The 16,152-nt window shown below is 63.6% G+C and carries 15 protein-coding genes; 12 read left to right on the forward strand and 3 right to left on the reverse strand.

The window, feature by feature from the left end:
- Both EN991_RS04615 and EN991_RS04620 read right to left on the reverse strand, forming a co-directional pair.
- Positions 1–653 (reverse strand): patatin-like phospholipase family protein (locus EN991_RS04615; protein ID WP_206519151.1); only part of this gene is annotated, 653 nt, incomplete at its 3' end.
- A gap of 47 nt (positions 654–700) precedes the next feature.
- Positions 701–1,447, reverse strand: coding sequence for an acetoacetate decarboxylase (locus EN991_RS04620; protein ID WP_063169133.1), 747 nt, complete (start codon positions 1,445–1,447; stop codon positions 701–703).
- Positions 1,448–1,670: 223 nt separating this feature from the next.
- Between EN991_RS04620 and EN991_RS04625 the strand changes: the two genes are divergently transcribed.
- The 6 genes from EN991_RS04625 (at position 1,671) to EN991_RS04650 (ending at position 8,152) form a co-directional block, all read left to right on the forward strand.
- Positions 1,671–2,459, forward strand: a complete 789-nt coding sequence (locus EN991_RS04625; protein ID WP_127368260.1) for a 3-hydroxybutyrate dehydrogenase — start codon at positions 1,671–1,673, stop codon at positions 2,457–2,459.
- A gap of 454 nt (positions 2,460–2,913) precedes the next feature.
- Entirely contained in the window at positions 2,914–4,242 is a 1,329-nt protein-coding gene (locus tag EN991_RS04630) for an NAD(P)H-dependent oxidoreductase (protein WP_127368261.1), read from the forward strand.
- Positions 4,243–4,244: 2 nt separating this feature from the next.
- Entirely contained in the window at positions 4,245–5,273 is a 1,029-nt protein-coding gene (locus EN991_RS04635) for a thiamine pyrophosphate-dependent dehydrogenase E1 component subunit alpha (RefSeq protein ID WP_063169131.1), read from the forward strand.
- On the forward strand, positions 5,273–6,271 hold the full coding sequence (locus EN991_RS04640) for an alpha-ketoacid dehydrogenase subunit beta (protein WP_127368262.1): 999 nt from the start codon (positions 5,273–5,275) through the stop codon (positions 6,269–6,271). The genes EN991_RS04635 and EN991_RS04640 overlap by 1 nt, the downstream gene beginning before the upstream one ends.
- A gap of 3 nt (positions 6,272–6,274) precedes the next feature.
- Positions 6,275–7,669 carry a pyruvate dehydrogenase complex dihydrolipoamide acetyltransferase gene (locus tag EN991_RS04645; protein ID WP_127368263.1) on the forward strand — a complete coding sequence of 465 codons (1,395 nt, stop codon included), beginning with the start codon at positions 6,275–6,277 and terminating at the stop codon, positions 7,667–7,669.
- Between the two features lie 114 nt (positions 7,670–7,783).
- Positions 7,784–8,152: a hypothetical protein gene (locus tag EN991_RS04650; protein WP_013529317.1), complete on the forward strand. Its 369-nt coding sequence runs from the start codon at positions 7,784–7,786 to the stop codon at positions 8,150–8,152.
- On the opposite strand, the gene EN991_RS04655 is transcribed toward EN991_RS04650, so the two are convergent.
- Positions 8,149–9,120: a sugar-binding transcriptional regulator gene (locus EN991_RS04655; RefSeq protein ID WP_127368264.1), complete on the reverse strand. Its 972-nt coding sequence runs from the start codon at positions 9,118–9,120 to the stop codon at positions 8,149–8,151. The two genes, EN991_RS04650 and EN991_RS04655, sit on opposite strands and share 4 nt — an antisense overlap.
- A 258-nt stretch (positions 9,121–9,378) precedes the next feature.
- Here EN991_RS04655 and EN991_RS04660 point away from each other — a divergent pair, with 258 nt between their 5' ends.
- From EN991_RS04660 to EN991_RS04685, 6 genes are all read left to right on the forward strand, one after another.
- Positions 9,379–10,365 carry an ABC transporter substrate-binding protein gene (locus tag EN991_RS04660; protein WP_024503709.1) on the forward strand — a complete coding sequence of 329 codons (987 nt, stop codon included), beginning with the start codon at positions 9,379–9,381 and terminating at the stop codon, positions 10,363–10,365.
- A 91-nt stretch (positions 10,366–10,456) separates the two neighbouring features.
- Positions 10,457–12,160, forward strand: a complete 1,704-nt coding sequence (locus EN991_RS04665; RefSeq protein ID WP_127368265.1) for an iron ABC transporter permease — start codon at positions 10,457–10,459, stop codon at positions 12,158–12,160.
- Positions 12,148–13,227, forward strand: coding sequence for an ABC transporter ATP-binding protein (locus EN991_RS04670; RefSeq protein ID WP_127368266.1), 1,080 nt, complete (start codon positions 12,148–12,150; stop codon positions 13,225–13,227). The genes EN991_RS04665 and EN991_RS04670 overlap by 13 nt, the downstream gene beginning before the upstream one ends.
- The gene (locus EN991_RS04675) at positions 13,227–14,393 is read left to right on the forward strand and encodes an MBL fold metallo-hydrolase (RefSeq protein WP_127368269.1); all 1,167 of its coding nucleotides are present in this window, start codon (positions 13,227–13,229) and stop codon (positions 14,391–14,393) included. Before EN991_RS04670 ends, EN991_RS04675 begins: the two co-directional genes overlap by 1 nt.
- Positions 14,390–15,148: a 5'/3'-nucleotidase SurE gene (locus EN991_RS04680; RefSeq protein ID WP_127368267.1), complete on the forward strand. Its 759-nt coding sequence runs from the start codon at positions 14,390–14,392 to the stop codon at positions 15,146–15,148. Before EN991_RS04675 ends, EN991_RS04680 begins: the two co-directional genes overlap by 4 nt.
- Before the next feature lie 108 nt (positions 15,149–15,256).
- A partial coding sequence (locus EN991_RS04685; RefSeq protein ID WP_127368268.1) for a hypothetical protein occupies positions 15,257–16,152 on the forward strand: 896 nt, incomplete at its 3' end.

Consider the following 16,152-nt stretch of genomic DNA (forward strand, 5'->3'; position numbering starts at 1 on the left):
TCCCAGTAATATTCGCCTTCGATGCGGATCGACGGGAACGCCGGCGGCAGCGCGCCGCTGGCCATGATGTGCTCCGGTTCGATGCGGACCTTGTCGGTGTCGAAATAGACGAAGTTGCCGGTCCGGACGTTGACCGCGCCGACGCTCAACCGCTTCTTGCCGTCGTTGAGGATGTCGAAGTCGATCAGGCTTTGCAGCGTCTCCTTCAGCTCGGCCGTGTCGTAGAAGCTGGTGGCGCCCTCGGCGCCGGGCTGCTCCATCCAGGGGTTAGGATTGCGCGGCTTGAAGAAGCCCGGCTGCCCCATGACCATGGTCATCCACGAACTGGTGCGATTGCGGATATCACGGTAGATGTCGCCTTCCGGCGTATAGGCCCAGATCTTGCGACCCGAAATCGTCTGCCAGAATTGCTCGAGGCGCTGCAGCCGGCGGCTCGACTCATTGCCGGCGATGATCGCCGCATTGATGGCGCCGATCGATACGCCGGAAAGCCAGCTCGGCTCGCAGCCGGCCTCTGCCAATGCCTGGTACACCCCAGCCTGGTAGGCGCCGAGCGCGCCGCCTCCCTGAAACACCAGCGCGACGCGGTCATACTGCGCCGAGATCTCCGCGATGGTGGCGGTGGCCTCCTTGTTGCGATTGCGTTCGAGCACGGCTTTGGTCTCCGACTTCTGTTTGGGCTCTGAAAGGCTTGTGCAGCTCAGGTGCGGTCGGCGAGATAATCGTGAACCACTTCGCCCAGCCCAAGCGTCAGATCGGCGGTGAAGTGGACGGCGGATACGATGTCGAGCACCGGCAGCCGCGCCACGTCGGCCATGACGTGCGGCCGCAAATCGAGTGCGGCGGGCGCTGTCCAGGCTTCCTTCAGCGTGATGTCGGTGAGGTGGTAGCGGACCAGTTCGCAGATGCGCGGCGTGCCGTCGACATGCGGGACGATCTTGATCAGGAAATTGGGCGCGGCCAGCGAAGCGAGGACAGAGCCGTGATCGGCTTTCTTGTGCTTGTAGCCCATCGTGCCGGTGGCGCACAGAACGCTGCCATAGTGCAGCGTGCCGACGATGACCTCGCCTTCATGCACGATCTTGGGATTGGCAAGCTTCTTGGGAAAGCCCCACAGTTCGCGGCCGCCGGCGATCGGCGCGTCGTCGTCGAGATACATCGAATGGACGTAGGCGCCGTGCTGGCCCTTGTAGCGCACCGGGATGACCTGGCCGGTCTCGGTGTAGTCGCCGAAACCGGTCGAGTCAGGCATGCGGATGAATTCGTATTTGACCAGCGGCTCGTCGATCTCCAGCGGCTCCGGCACGACAGCCTCTAGCGCCTCGCGCGTCGTGCGGTAGGTGATGATGACGTATTCGCGGTTGAAGAAACGGTACGGCCCGGGCGGAAAGGAGGGGTTGGTCAGCGGCATCGCATAGGCGCGCTTCACGACATCGGCGATCTGCAAGGCTGTAGCCCCATTTTGGTTCAGGAATGACTGCGCGAATGCGCTCCGGATTATGTTGCACGGCACCATGACAGTGCCGTGTCAGCCGCCTGACAGCCGCCCAAGAGGCCTGTCGACGGCCGTCTCAACCCTGTAATCGCACCGACATATGGCTATGGCACTGTCATGGTGCGGCGCACAAAGGCGGCCCCGTTCGTTCCCTCCCACCTCTTGCGAGATCATCATGGGTTTCCTGTCTTCGAAGAACGCCCTCGTCACCGGCTCGACCAGCGGCATCGGCCTGGCCATCGCCCGCGCCTTTGCCGCCGAAGGCGCCAATGTCACCATCAACGGCCTTGGCGATGCGGCTGCCATCGAGCAGGAGCGCGCCGGCATCGAGAAGGATTTCGGCGTCAAGTGCCGCTATTCCGGTGCCAACATGATGGATGGCGCGGCGGTCAGCGCCATGGTGCATGAGGCCGAGGCTGCCTTCGGCAGTCTCGATATCCTGGTCAACAATGCCGGCATCCAGCATGTCGCGCCGATCGAGGAGTTTCCCGATGACATGTGGGAAGCCATCATCCGCATCAATCTGCTCGCCGCGTTCTACGCCATCAAGGCGGCACTGCCGGGCATGAAGGCGCGCAAATGGGGCCGTATCATCAACACCGCCTCGGCGCATGCGCTGGTCGCCTCGCCGTTCAAGTCGGCCTATGTGTCGGCCAAGCACGGCATTGCGGGCCTCACCAAGACGGTAGCGCTCGAAGCAGCGCTCGACGGCGTCACCGTCAATGCGATCGCGCCGGGCTATGTCTGGACGCCGCTGGTCGAAAGGCAGATTCCCGACACGATGAAGGCGCGCGGCATGACCGAGGAACAGGTCAAGCACGATGTGCTGCTCGCCGCCCAGCCGACCAAGGAATTCGTCACCGTCGACGAGCTCGCCGCGCTGACGCTGTTCCTGTGTTCGGACGCGGCCAGGCAGGTCACCGGCACCACCTTGCCGATGGATGGCGGCTGGACGGCACAGTAGAGGGTAATCCAAGCGTTCCGTTTGCCTGCTGGTGCCGCTGGCAGAAAAGCACCCGGCTATGCCGTGATCTTAATCAATGCGGATGGCGTGGTCGTGCATTTCCATGATTTTGCGATCGACGCGGCGGGTTGCCCGCCTCCGGCAGGCTTCGCGGGACACTGAGCAGGACTTCCCGCGAGGGCCAAGATGCCGCCAGTCGCATGTGCCGGCCTATTGCACGGCAGCGCAACAGGCTGCGCCGTTGGCTGAGCTGAACGATCCCAACCGATGCCCATCCGCGCACTGACGGCGACTGCGCGGCATCGGGTTTCCCAGCCTCTTTCTCGTCCCGCCGGACTACGGTGAAAGTGTCCGAAAAAGCACGGGAATATGGACATTAGTCTTGACAGAAATACAGATGTTCAATACCCGTCAGGCAATCGAACAAGCCTGCATTATGGGAGGAACGAGCGGTATGGCTTCCAATGTTTCGTTGACGGGTCTTGCCCGCGATCTCGAGGAACGCGCAAAGTCGGGCAAGCCTATCCGCATCGGCCTGATCGGCTCGGGCGAGATGGGAACCGACATCGTCACTCGTGTCGCCCATATGTCGGGCATCGAGATCGGCGCCATTTCCGAACTGAACCTGCCGGCTGCCAGCAAGGCCGTCGATATCGCTTTCCAGGAAACCGGGCATGCGCGCGAAGTGTCGAATGCTTCGGCTATGACGTCGGCGATGGAAGCCGGCAAGGTGGCGGTCACCAACGACGCCGACCTTGTCATCAACAATGATCTGATCGACGTCGTCATCGATGCCACCGGGGTTCCCGCCGTTGGCGCCGAGATCGGGCTGCGCGCCATGGAGCATGGCAAGCATCTGGTGATGATGAATGTCGAGGCCGACGTCACCATCGGCGCCTATCTGAAAAGCGAGGCCGACCGGCTCGGCGTCACCTATTCACTGGGCGCCGGCGATGAGCCGTCCTCCTGCATGGAGCTGATCGAGTTCGTCTCGGCCATGGGTCACCCGATCGTTGCCGCCGGCAAGGGCAAGAACAATCCGCTCAACATCGACGCCATTCCCCCGGACTATGAGGAGGAAGCCAAGCGCCGGCACATGAATGTCCGCATGCTGGTCGAATTCGTCGACGGCTCCAAGACCATGGTCGAGATGGCGGCAATCGCCAATGCCACCGGCCTGGTTCCAGACAAGGCTGGCATGCATGGCCCGGCGGCGACGCTTGGCGAACTGTCCAAGGTGCTGGTGCCGCAGAAGGATGGCGGCGTTCTGTCGAAGGTCGGCGTCGTCGACTATTCGATCGGCAAGGGTGTCGCGCCCGGCGTCTTCGTCGTTGCCGACATGTCGCATCCGCGCATCTCCGAGCGCATGGAAGATCTGAAGATGGGCAAAGGCCCGTATTTCACTTTCCATCGTCCCTATCACCTGACCTCGCTCGAGGTGCCGCTGACCTGCGCGCGCGTCGTGCTCTACGGCAAGGCCGACATGGTGCCGCTGGCCAAGCCGGTGGCCGAAGTCGCCGCCGTGGCCAAGAAGGACATGAAGCCCGGCGAGAAGCTCGATGCGATCGGCGAATATTGCTACCGCGCCTGGATCATGACGACGCCTGAGGCGCGCGCCGCCAAGGCCGTTCCCTGCGGCCTGCTGCAGGGCGGCTCGGTCACCGCGCCGATCAAGAAGGGCGAACTCATAACCTATGCGAATGCAGCGCCCGCGGCGGGCTCCAAGATCGCCGAACTGCGCGCTCGCCAGGACAAGCTCGTCTATGGGACCGTGGGAGCGTGATCATGGCCACAGCCAGCAAAGCCGTCACTGACAGTCGCGCCAATCTGCCCTTCGTCTACCGCCAGTACAGCGCCGAGCAGCTCAAGCAGGTGCTCCACAAGATGTACCTGATCCGCCGCTTCGAAGAGGGCGCGGAGGAGTGCTACACGCGCGGCCTCATCCATGGCACCATGCATTTGTCGATCGGCCAGGAAGCCAGCGCCATGGGCATCTGCATGCCGCTTGCCGAGGATGACCAGATCACCTCGACGCATCGCGGTCACGGCCACTGCATTGCCAAGGGCGCCGAGGTCAAGCGCATGTTCGCCGAGTTCTTCGGCAAGACCACAGGCTATTGCAAGGGCCGTGGCGGCTCGATGCACATCGCCGATGTCGGCAAGGGCAATCTCGGCGCCAATGGCATCGTCGGTGGCGGTATTCCGATCGCCGTCGGGGCGGCATTGTCCTCCAAGATGATGAAGACCGGCAAGGTCGTGGTCTCCTTCTTCGGCGATGGCGCCAACAATGAAGGCGCTTTCCACGAGGCGCTCAACATGGCGGCGGTCTGGAAGCTGCCTGTCATTTTCGTCTGCGAGAACAATGGCTACGGCATGTCGACATCGACAGCCCGCTCGACCGCGGTCAAGAACATCGCCGAGCGCGCCGCCGCCTATTCGATGCCGGGCGTCATCGTCAACGGCAACATCTTCTCCGAGGTCGCCGAGGCGTCTCATCAGGCTGTTGCCCGAGCCCGCGCCGGCGAGGGGCCGACGCTGATCGAGTCCAAGACCTACCGCCATCGCGGCCATTCCAAGAGCGACCGCAACCGCTATCGCACCAAGGAAGAGATCGAGGACTGGATGTCGAACCGCGATCCGATCACCCTGTTCGAAAGCGAGCTCAGGGAATTCGGCTTCATCGACGACAAGGGCATCGAGGCCATTCGCGATGCCGTGGCGCAAGAGATCGCCGAGGGCATCGAGTTCGCCAAGGCGAGCCCATCGCCCGATATCAGCGAGACCGGCAATTACGTGTATACGGAGCAGGCGTGATGGACGCGATGGTGCGTGAACTGAGCTACGCCCAGGCGATCCAGGAAGCCATGGCGATCGCCATGGACATGGACGAACGCGTTTTCCTGATGGGCGAGGATATCGGCGTCTATGGCGGCGCCTTCCAGGTCACCGGCGACCTGGTCGAACGTTACGGCGCTGACCGCGTCATCGACACGCCGATTTCGGAACTGGGCGGCGCGGGCGTCGCGGTGGGCGCTGCCCTCACCGGCATGCGGCCGATCTTCGAGTTCCAGTTTTCCGATTTCGCCACGCTTGCCATGGAGCAGATCGTCAACCAGGCGGCCAAGATGCGCTTCATGCTGGGCGGCGAGGTTTCGGTTCCCGTGGTGATGCGCTTTCCCGCCGGTTCCGGCACCGGTGCGGCGGCTCAGCACAGCCAGAGCCTCGAAGCCTGGCTCGGCCATGTGCCGGGTCTGAAAGTCATCCAGCCGGCGACCCCCTATGATGCCAAGGGCATGCTTTTGGCGGCGGTCGCCGATCCCGATCCGGTCATGATCTTCGAGCACAAGCTGCTCTACAAGCTGAAGGGCCCGGTGCCCGAAGGCTATTACACCGTGCCGATCGGCAAGGCCGATATCCGCCGCGAGGGCCGGGATCTCACCATCGTCGCCACCTCGATCATGGTGCAGAAGGCGCTCGACGCGGCAGCCGTGCTGGAGAGCGAAGGCATCGACGTCGAAGTCGTCGATCTTCGGACCATCCGGCCGATGGACAAGCAGACCGTCATCGACAGCGTCAAGAAGACGTCGCGGCTGCTATGCGTCTACGAAGCGGTCAAGACGCTGGGCATCGGCGCCGAGGTCAGCGCCATGATCGCCGAGAGCGAAGCGTTCGACTATCTCGACGCGCCGATCGTGCGGCTGGGCGGCGCCGAAACGCCGATCCCCTACAATCCGGAACTCGAGAAGGCGACGGTGCCGCAAATTCCGGACATTATCACCGCCGCGCGCGACCTCGTGAAAGGGGTTCGCTGAGATATGCCGACCGAAGTCATTCTTCCCAAGGTCGACATGGACATGGCGACTGGACAGATCTCGCGCTGGTTTGCCGAGGAGGGCGCGCACGTCAAGAAGGGCGATGTGCTGTTCGAGATCGAGACCGACAAGGCGGCGATGGAAATCGATGCGCCGGCCAGCGGCGTCCTGCGCGATGTCACCGGCAAAGAGGGTGTCGATATTGCGGTCGGCGCTGCCGTGGCGTGGATCTATGCCGACGGTGAGGCCTATGGGGCTGATGCTGCTGCGGCCAAGCACGACAAGGCGCCAATCTCCCCACCCGTGGGGGAGATGTCGACGAAGTCGACAGAGGAGGGCGCTGTCGCGCCAACGTCTCATTCTGTCACTCACCCCTCTGCCCTGCCCTCTTTGCCGCCACTTGGCATCTCCCCCACAAGGGGGGAGATCGGCCAATCGCCATCGGCCGGCCGTGCAACACCGCTTGCCCGGCGCCTGGCCCGTGAGGCCGGCCTGAACCTCTCGACCGTATCTGGGACCGGCCCGCATGGCCGGGTGGTGAGGGCGGATGTCGACGCGGCCATTGCCGGTGGCGGCGCCCAGACGGCGCCTGCCGCCAAGGCTCCGGCTGGCGTGCCGGCTGCTGCTCCTGCCGCGCCGGTAAAGGCGATGTCGGACGATCAGGTCCTGAAACTGTTCGAACAGGGCTCCTACGACCTTGTCCCGCATGACAATATGCGCAAGACCATTGCGCGCCGCCTGGTCGAGGCCAAGACCACCATTCCGCATTTCTACCTGACGCTCGACTGCGAGCTCGATGCGCTGCTGGCGCTGCGCACGCACATCAATGCGGCAGCCCCGGTGAAGAAGACCGACAAGGGCGAGGCACCGGCCTACAAGCTGTCGGTCAACGATATGGTCATCAAGGCGATGGCGATGGCGCTGAAGGCAGTGCCCGATGCCAATGCCTCGTGGACCGAAAGCGCCATGGTCAAGCACAGGCACGCCGATGTCGGCGTTGCGGTGTCGATCCCCGGCGGCCTGATCACACCGATCATTCGGCATGCCGACGAAAAGACGCTGTCCACCATCTCCAACGAGATGAAGGATCTGGCCAGTCGCGCGCGCAGCCGCAAGCTGAAGCCGGAAGAGTATCAGGGTGGCACCACGGCGGTGTCCAATCTCGGCATGTTCGGCATCAAGGATTTTGCCGCGGTCATCAACCCGCCGCACGCGACCATCCTGGCGGTCGGCGCCGGCGAGGAGCGGGCGGTGGTCAAGAATGGCGAGATCAGAATAGCCACCGTGATGTCGGTGACGCTGTCGACCGACCACCGCGCCGTCGACGGTGCGCTGGGTGCCGAACTGCTGGTCGCCTTCAAGAACCTCCTTGAAAATCCGATGGGCCTGCTGGTCTGATCCACCAAGCAGAAGCCGGCGCCGACTGATGCGCCGGCTTGCGACAGAAACGACTTGTCAGGCGCTGACCCTTGACCCATGTTCTATCTGGATTGCGATCCAGGGAGGCCAAATATGCCTGCATTCGACCCATCTGACGTCAAAACCCTGTTCGGCAAGGTCATGGGTGCGTCGCCATCCGACATCAAGCTGGTGGCGCAGCGCCTGCACGACCACGCCTTCGAGCCTCGCATGTCGGCGGAGGAGACCAGGCAGCTCGTCGCCAGCCTCGGCTATGACAGTCTGGACGCGTTCTGCGCCGACATCGGTCTGCCCACGCATATCGCCGAGCGGTGGAGCCGTTTTGGTGTTTCCGGCGAGATGAAGCAGGTGTTCACACTGTTGGCGGCGCAGCGCAAGCGGGTGGCCGAGGCGATCGCCGAATTCGAATCCATGACCCATGTCGGCGTCGAGGATTTTTTGCGCGAGCGCGGGCTGATCTAACCGCCCTTGGCAAGCAGCGCCGTGGCGGTATCGCTGTCAGTGATCAGCACATTGGTGTCGACGGCTTTCAGTGCGGCGAGGATCGCCGCGACCTTGCGCTTGCCGCCCGCGGCGAGAACCACATTCGGCACCTGGCCGACCACATCGAGATCGATGGCCATGACACGCCCGTTGACCTCGTGGTCCACCAAACGGCCATTGGCATCGACGAAATAGCACAGCATGTTGGCGACCGCGCCCTTCGCTTTCAACGGAGCGATCAGCGATGACGGAACGATGCCATGCCGGAAGATGGTGGCGTCGGGCGACATGTCGCCGACGGTGAGCAGCGCGATGTCGGCGGCGGCCGCGCGTTGGCGCACATCCTGCAGGGTCGGCTGTGCCCAGAGGAGATCGCGCAGCGAGGGATTGTCGACCGTGACCGGCGCGGTGATCTGGTAGCTGTCGACCTCGAAGACATCGGCTACCTTGGCGGCAACGATGGACGGATTGATCCATTGCGAGTGCGGCAGGCTGCCGACGAGCGCCACCACACAGGCACGCTTCAACTGCCGGCGGGCAAGGAAGCCGAGGCTGGCATGCAGGGTCGCGCCGCCACCGATGGCGAGCGTCATGCCGTCCTGCATCTGCTCGCCGAGATAGGCCGCGACGGCATGGCCGATGGCTTTCTCCAGATGGTCATGCGCCGAAGGCGTCGGGATGACGACGGCGGCATTCAGACCCCAGCGCTTTTCCAGTCCCCGCTCGAGCGCCACCTGCCCGGCGGTCGGCGCGTTGATCATGGTGACGACAATGCCCTCGGCGGTGCAGGAGGCCAGCGTACGCATGACCTTCACCCTGGAGACATCGAGCTTTTCGGCAATCTGTTCCTGGGTGAAACCTTCGACATAGTAGAGCCATGCCGTCTTGACGGTAAGGTCCGACGAGACCATCGGCAGGCGAGCCTGTCTGGGTTTTTCTGTGGTCATCGGTTCCTGTCCCTCATGAGCCGTGGCCTGACCGGTGCTCATCAAGGAAATACCGGCCGGATGTCAACTGATGCCGGATCTGCGGCGTGTCGATTGTCGCACATTTCTGTTCATTTGTAATTGACATCGTACATATGAACATATTTTGTGGGTTTCACGCGCTGTGTCATCCACCAGTCATATGCGCCGTGCAGGGAGGAAGAGACGGGGAGCCGGCCAGAGCCGGACCGGTCATGCACAGAAAGACAGGAGGTCTCATTGAAGACGCACTTCATCAAGCTGCTGGCCAGCCAGCTGGCGCTCGCAGCAACTTTGTTTGCCGGCGTGGCAAACGCCGAAACACTGACGCTCTACACGTCCCAGCCGGAAGCCGACGCGGCCAAGACCGTGGATGCCTTCAAGAAGGCGCAGCCGGGTATCGATGTGAATATCTATCGCTCCGGAACGAGCGACATCCTGACCAAGATGGCGGCCGAGTTTGCCGCCGGCAGCCCGCAGCCCGACGTGCTTCTGATCGCCGATGCGGTCTCGATGGAGCTGTTGAAGAAGGACGACCGGCTACTGCCCTATCCCGAGGCAAAGCTCGATGGCATCGAGGCGGATGCCTATGATGCCGACAAGACCTATTTCGGCAGCAAGCTGATCACCACCGGCATCGTTTACAACACGGCGGCGACCGAGAAGCCGCAGCATTGGGCCGATCTTGCCAAGCCCGCCTACGCCGATGGCCTGGTCATGCCGAGCCCGCTCTATTCGGGTGCCGCCGCCTACCTGCTTTCAGGCTTCGTCGGCGACGCCAATTATGGCTGGGATTTCTTCCAGAAGCTGAAGACCAACAACACCGTCAGCGTGCGCGGCAATGGTGCGGTGCTGAAGTCGGTGGCATCGGGCGAAAAGCCCTATGGCATCCTGGTCGACTTCATGGCGATGAACGCCAAGAAGAAGGGTTCCCCGGTCGAGTTCGTGTTCCCCTCGGAAGGTGTGCCGGCAGTGACCGAACCGGTCGCCATCATGAAGACCGCCAGGAATGTCGACGGCGCCAAGAAGTTCGTCGACTTCATTCTTTCCGATGACGGCCAGAAGCTTGCGCTTTCGATGGGCTATCTGCCGGCGCGTGCCTCGGTCGGCCGCCCCGAATGGCTGCCGGAAGGCGTCAAGGTCAAGGTGATGCCGTTCGACACCAAGGCAATCGTCGCCAAAACCGACGCCGACAAGGCGAAGTTCTCGGAATTGTTCGGCGGCTGAGCCGGCAATCCAGTCAGGGGTGCCGTCCCAGCGGTATCCCTGACGGGCAAAACCCCGATCGCATCGGCTGATCGACCCCAGGAACGCAATCATGTCAACACGGATCAGGGAAAGCCGGGGCCAGGAAATGGTCCTGACGGCGGCGGTAGCCATCGTCATCGTCCTGCTTTCCCTGCTGCCGATGCTGCGCCTGATCAAGGAGATCGTGGCGCCCGGCGGCACGCTGTCGACCGTCGCGATAAAGGCGGGGCTCGCCAGTCCGGCGACCTGGATCGCCACCTGGCACACACTGGTCGTCGGTATCGGCGGCACCCTGCTTGCGGTGCTGTCTGGAACGCTGGTGGCCGTCCTCGTCACTCTGACCGATATCCGTGGCCGCAGTGCCCTAGTGCTCTGCTATGTCATGCCGTTGATGATCGCGCCGCAGGTGACGGCGCTGGCCTGGCTGCAATTGTTCGGCCCGGCAAGCCCGTTCCTCAAGCTGTTTGGGGCGGCACCGCCGCTCGGTACCAGGAACCCGCTCTATTCGACATCGGGCATCATCCTGCTGCTCGGCGTGCAGTATGGCCCGCTGGTTTTCCTGTTGGTGCGCGCCGGGCTGCGCAAGCTGCCGCGCGAGCTGGTCGAAGCCGCGCGGGCGGGCGGCGCCGGCTGGTTCACCGTGCTGGTCACCATCGTGCTGCCCTTGATGACGCCGTCGATCATGGCGGCCGCTGCTCTTGCCTTCGTCTCATGCGTCGGCAATTTCGGCATTCCGGCCTTTCTCGGCATTCCCGCCAACTATCTCGTGCTGCCGACGCTGATCTATCAGAAGCTGGCCGGCGGCGGCCCCGCCGTGCTCGGCGAAACCGCGTTCCTGTCGGTGCTGATCGGCATTATCGCGATGGCGGGCATCCTTGCCCAGGAGATCATGAGCCGCCGCCGCGACTATCGCATCAGCTCCACGTCGCTTCCGGCCGAGCCCTATGAGCTCGGCCGCTGGCGGCCCGCCGTGCAGGCCGGCATGTGGCTGCTGATCATCGTGGTGCTGGTCCTGCCGCTGTTCGGGCTGGTTCTGACATCGCTGGTGCCGGGCTACGGCATTGCGCTCACCGCCAAGACGGCGACGCTCGACAATTATCGCTTCGTGCTGTTCGAGCATGATGCCGCCAGTAGGGCTTTCTTCAACAGCTTCTGGCTGTCGATCGCGGCGGCCTTCTTCGCGGTCCTGGTCGCCGTGCCGATCGGCTATCTGATCGCCTGGGGCAAGCAGCGCTGGGTGCGGCTGCTCAATCTGTCGGTGGAGCTGCCCTATGCCTTGCCCGGCGTGGTGCTGGCGATCGCCTCGCTGCTCATGTTCCTGCGGCCGATCCCGCTGACCGGCATCCAGCTCTACAACACCGTCTGGATCATCCTCTACGCCTATCTCGCCCGCTTCCTGGTGCTGGCATTGCGGCCGACCATCAGCGGCTATCACCAGATCGACCGGGCGCTGGAGGAGGCGGCGCAAGTGGCCGGCGCCGGGCTGTTCACGCGCATGCGCACGATCATCTTTCCGCTGGTGGCACCGGCGGCGATCGCCGGCGGGCTACTGATCTTCATGACGGCGCTCAGCGAACTCACCGTCTCGGCGCTGCTGTGGTCGTCCGGGTCGGAGACGATCGGTGTCGTGATGTTTTCCTTCGAGCAGGGCGGCGATTCCAACTATGCGGCGGCGATGTCCGTCATCACTGTGGCGGTCACTTTCCTGTTGATGCTGGTGACCAATCTGCTTGCCCCCTACCTTCCGACCGGAGTGCTGCCATGGCGCGATTGAGCCTGGACAATGTGACCAAGAGCTTCGCCAATTTCGATGCCGTCAAGGACGTATCGATCGATGTCGGCGACGGCGAGTTCCTGGCAGTGCTCGGGCCGTCCGGCTGCGGCAAGACCACGCTGCTGCGGCTCGTTGCCGGATTCGAGAAGGTGACGTCAGGCGAGATCCGCATCGGCGGCGAGGTCGTGTCGGGCAAGGGCGGCAGCGTCGCGCCGGAAAAGCGGCGCGTCGGCATCGTCTTCCAGAACTACGCGCTGTGGCCGCACATGACGGTCGCCGAAAACATCGGCTATTCGCTGAAGGTGGCGAAGCTCGACAAGGCCGTCGCGCGCCGGAAGGTTGAAGACGCACTCGCCCTGGTCAATCTGCAAGGGCTGGGCGAGCGTCGGCCGGCCAATCTGTCCGGCGGCCAACGCCAGCGCGTGGCATTGGCGCGCTGCCTTGTCGCCGCGCCCTCGTTGGTTCTGTTCGACGAGCCGCTGGCCAATCTCGACGTGCATCTGAGGGCTTCGATGGAGGACGAGTTCGCGTCCTTCCACAAGCGCACCGGCACGACGATCGTCTACATCACCCATGACCAGGCCGAGGCGATGGCGCTGGCCGATCGGATCGCGGTGATGGATGGCGGGCGTCTTGCCCAGCTGGCGACGCCACGCGAACTCTATCATGAGCCGGCAAATGAAATGGTGGCTTCCTTCATTTCGCAGGGCATTTTGCTGCCTGCGGATGTGTTGAGCGCGGAAGAAAGAGGGCACTGCAAGGTCCGCGTTCTCGGCGCTGAACTGATTGTCCGCTGCCGGCCAGGCGAGCGGCCGCGAACCGGGGCAAAGGTCTGCTGCCGGTCGGCCGATCTCGACGTGTCGCCGGATGGCCCCGGCTTCGATGGTCTGGTCAAGCGGGTGATCTACCAGGGTGGCTCGGCGCGCATCGAATTCACGCCTTCGACCAATCCCGACCTCACCTTGCATTTCGAACAGCCCGATCCGGTCGCGCTGGAGAGCGGAGCCCAGGCACGCCTGCGGATACGCTCCGGCTGGCTGATCCCGGCGGCGGGGGCGGCATCGTGATGATGCTCGACCTGCTCGGCGGCTTTGGCGAAAAGGGCCGCACCAGCCTTGCTGTCAGCAGCGGCAAGGACCGCATCCTGCTCGACGTCGGCATCAAGGTCGGCGCCTCGCGGGCGGACTACTATCCGGCGCTGAACGGCTCGGTCGCCGACATCGATGCGCTGTTCGTCTCGCATGCGCATGAGGATCATGTCGGCGCGCTGAGCTGGCTGCTGTCGCGCGGTTATGCCGGTCCGATCTTCATGACCGCCGAGACCCGAGACGAGGCGCCTGCCACGCTCGCCGGCTATGCTGAGCCCGAGGATTTCAGGCGGTTTCCTTTTCCCGAAGATCGCATCGAATTGTTCGAACCCGGCGACACGTTGAACAGCGGCAATCTTACGATCCGGACGGGACGCTCCGGACATGTCGTGGGCGGCGTGTGGTTTGCCGTCGACGATGGCGAGAGCCGCGTCGCCTATTCCGCCGATGTGGTGCCGGACAGCAATGTCTTCGTCATGGACACCATCCCGCACTGCGACCTGCTTGTCCTCGATGCTTCCTACGGCGCCGATCCGGTGCCGGGGGCGGCGCGTGCGCGCGAAATCTCGCAATGGGTTGCGAGGCATTCGGGCGGGTGTCTTTTGCCGACGCCGCTCTCGGGTCGGTCGCTGGAGCTGATCGCGGCCTTGCCAGGGCCGTTCGCGATCCATGCCGGCATGCGCTCGTCCCTGGAAGCGCAGATCGGCGCCACGGCAGCCCTGTTGCCGGGCGTTTCAACGTTGCTGCGCCGCCGCCTGCAAGACGCAGCCGACTGGACCGATGCCGATCCCCTGCCGTCCATGCCGCTGCTGGCGGATGACGGCATGGGTGAAGCCGGCCCATCGTCGCGCCTCTTGCCGCGTGCCGACCATTCCGGTTTTCCGGTGCTGCTTACCGGGCATCTGCCGTCAGGTTCGCCGGGCGATCTGTTGCACAAGGCCGGTCGGGCGGACTGGGTACGCATGCCGACCCATCCGACGCTGTCGGGCAATGTCGATATCTGGGAGAAGGCCGGCCGTCCCGCGGCACTCGGTCACTCCTGCACGCCGGACCTTCTCGGCGATCTGCAAACCCACATCCCGTCGCTGCGCACGCAGTGCCGCACCGGCCAGTGCATAGTGGTGTCGGAGGCAAGAAAACGATGAGAATTCTGATCTGCAACGATGACGGTATCGAAGCGCCGGGGCTTGCCCGTCTGGTCGCGGCCGCCAGCGCGTTGAGCGGCGATGTCTGGGTGGTCGCGCCCGACGGCAAGCGCACCGCTGCCGGCTCGTCATTGACGATTGCCAGGCCGTTGACCATGCGGCGCGTCAAACCGAACTGGTACGCCTGTTCCGGCACCCCGGCCGATTGCGTGGTAAGCGCCATGACCTGGTTGTTCGCCAATTCCGAGAAACCGGGCCTTGTGCTGTCGGGCGTCAACGATGGCCGCAACGTTGCCGAGGACCTTGCCTATTCCGGCACGCTCGGCATTGCGCGGGAGGCGACGTTCTGGGGCGTTCCGGCCATTGGCTTCTCACGCGTGAAAAATCCTGATTTCACCGATGGCGACGACCAATGGCTTGGCGCGCTGATCGTGTCCCTGTGGCAATCGCGCGCCGACTGGGCCGCTGAGGGTCATTGGCTGAGCATCAACCTGCCGACCTCGCTGCCGGCCGAAATCCGCCAGCCGCGCATCGGCCGCGACAAGATCGCCCGCAAGGCCGAGATCGTGGAGAGCGACGGCGACCGCACGGTCATCACCGTGCCGCGCGGGCGGGCTCACGACAGCCAGCCGGGCGACGAGAACGACGCGATCGATGCCGGCTTCATCAGCATCAACCGGCTGAACTGGCTTGGCGAGACACGGCTGGACGAACGGTTTCTGGACGGGATCCCGCGCCAGCGGCAAACTGGCTGACCTGAGGTCTGCGCGTCGTCATCCGATCACCAACCTGTCAGCGGTTAAATCAAGCCAATCCACTACCTATGCTTGAAGCCGCCGCTATTTCATTCCACATCGGTGCGGATGAAGGGCGAAACAGGAGAACGGCGGCGGCATTTGCTGTGGGCTTTGCCCGCATCGCTGATCCTGCATGCGCTCATCGCGGCGTTTCTGATCTATGGCCTGCCGAGACCCGAGCAGCAGCCGGTTCAGCAAGAACAGCCCGTCAATGTCGCGATCGTGCCGCCGCCCGAGAAGCCCAAGCCGAAACCTGCTCCAAAGCCGCCGGAACCGACACCTGAAAAGAAGGCTGAAAAGCCGCCTGAACAAAAGCCGCCGCCGCCGAAACCGCCAGACGACCAGGTTCTGAAGCGCGTTTTCCAGTACGGCCAGAAAGATACCGGGCCGGAGAAATCGCTCGACGGAAGCAGCGCTAAACCCAACACGCCGTCGCCGGCCAAGGATGAGGCTGCAAAGCCGCCCGTAGCGCCGACACCCGCGCCGACGGAGCCCGCCCCGGCTGCAACGCCACAGCAGAAGGCAGACCCCAGCAAGCCTGACGAGAAGCCGGCCACCGTTGCGCCGGACGAAAAGCCCGCGCAAGGCGGGGAAAAGCAGGCGACCGAGGAAACCGACAAACAGCAGCCGGACAAACAAGAACTCGCACCGCAACCTGACGAAAAGCAAGCCGTCGTGACGCCAAAGCCATTGACGGCTGAGACCGGTGACAAGCCGGCGCCTCCAGCTTCGACTGGAAAGGCAAAGTCCAAACCTGCCAAGACAATGACGTTCAAACCCGCAAGAGCTTTCAAAGCGCCGATCGGGAATGCTGGAAGGTCAAATCCCACCAACAACGACGTTGCAGGATCACCAATCTATTCCGGCCTTCCGGGCGTCAGAAAGCTTTACTCGCAAGGGGCAACCGGCAATGCGTTCGCTACAAGCTCCATGGAGAATGTGCCGCGCGGTCAGCGGGTGGC

This window comes from Mesorhizobium sp. M7A.F.Ca.US.005.03.2.1, from assembly GCF_003997795.1.
GTDB lineage: Bacteria > Pseudomonadota > Alphaproteobacteria > Rhizobiales > Rhizobiaceae > Mesorhizobium > Mesorhizobium ciceri.

What these genes read in the sequence shown, in the direction of transcription:
- EN991_RS04625 (WP_127368260.1), top strand. Translation starts at nt 1,671, where the DNA reads ATGGGTTTCCTGTCTTCGAAGAACGCCCTCGTCACCGGCTCGACCAGC.
- EN991_RS04630 (WP_127368261.1), top strand. Translation starts at nt 2,914, where the DNA reads ATGGCTTCCAATGTTTCGTTGACGGGTCTTGCCCGCGATCTCGAGGAA.
- EN991_RS04635 (WP_063169131.1), top strand. Translation starts at nt 4,245, where the DNA reads ATGGCCACAGCCAGCAAAGCCGTCACTGACAGTCGCGCCAATCTGCCC.
- EN991_RS04640 (WP_127368262.1), top strand. Translation starts at nt 5,273, where the DNA reads ATGGACGCGATGGTGCGTGAACTGAGCTACGCCCAGGCGATCCAGGAA.
- EN991_RS04645 (WP_127368263.1), top strand. Translation starts at nt 6,275, where the DNA reads ATGCCGACCGAAGTCATTCTTCCCAAGGTCGACATGGACATGGCGACT.
- EN991_RS04650 (WP_013529317.1), top strand. Translation starts at nt 7,784, where the DNA reads ATGCCTGCATTCGACCCATCTGACGTCAAAACCCTGTTCGGCAAGGTC.
- EN991_RS04655 (WP_127368264.1), bottom strand. Translation starts at nt 9,120, where the DNA reads ATGACCACAGAAAAACCCAGACAGGCTCGCCTGCCGATGGTCTCGTCG.
- EN991_RS04665 (WP_127368265.1), top strand. Translation starts at nt 10,457, where the DNA reads ATGTCAACACGGATCAGGGAAAGCCGGGGCCAGGAAATGGTCCTGACG.
- EN991_RS04670 (WP_127368266.1), top strand. Translation starts at nt 12,148, where the DNA reads ATGGCGCGATTGAGCCTGGACAATGTGACCAAGAGCTTCGCCAATTTC.
- EN991_RS04675 (WP_127368269.1), top strand. Translation starts at nt 13,227, where the DNA reads ATGATGCTCGACCTGCTCGGCGGCTTTGGCGAAAAGGGCCGCACCAGC.
- EN991_RS04680 (WP_127368267.1), top strand. Translation starts at nt 14,390, where the DNA reads ATGAGAATTCTGATCTGCAACGATGACGGTATCGAAGCGCCGGGGCTT.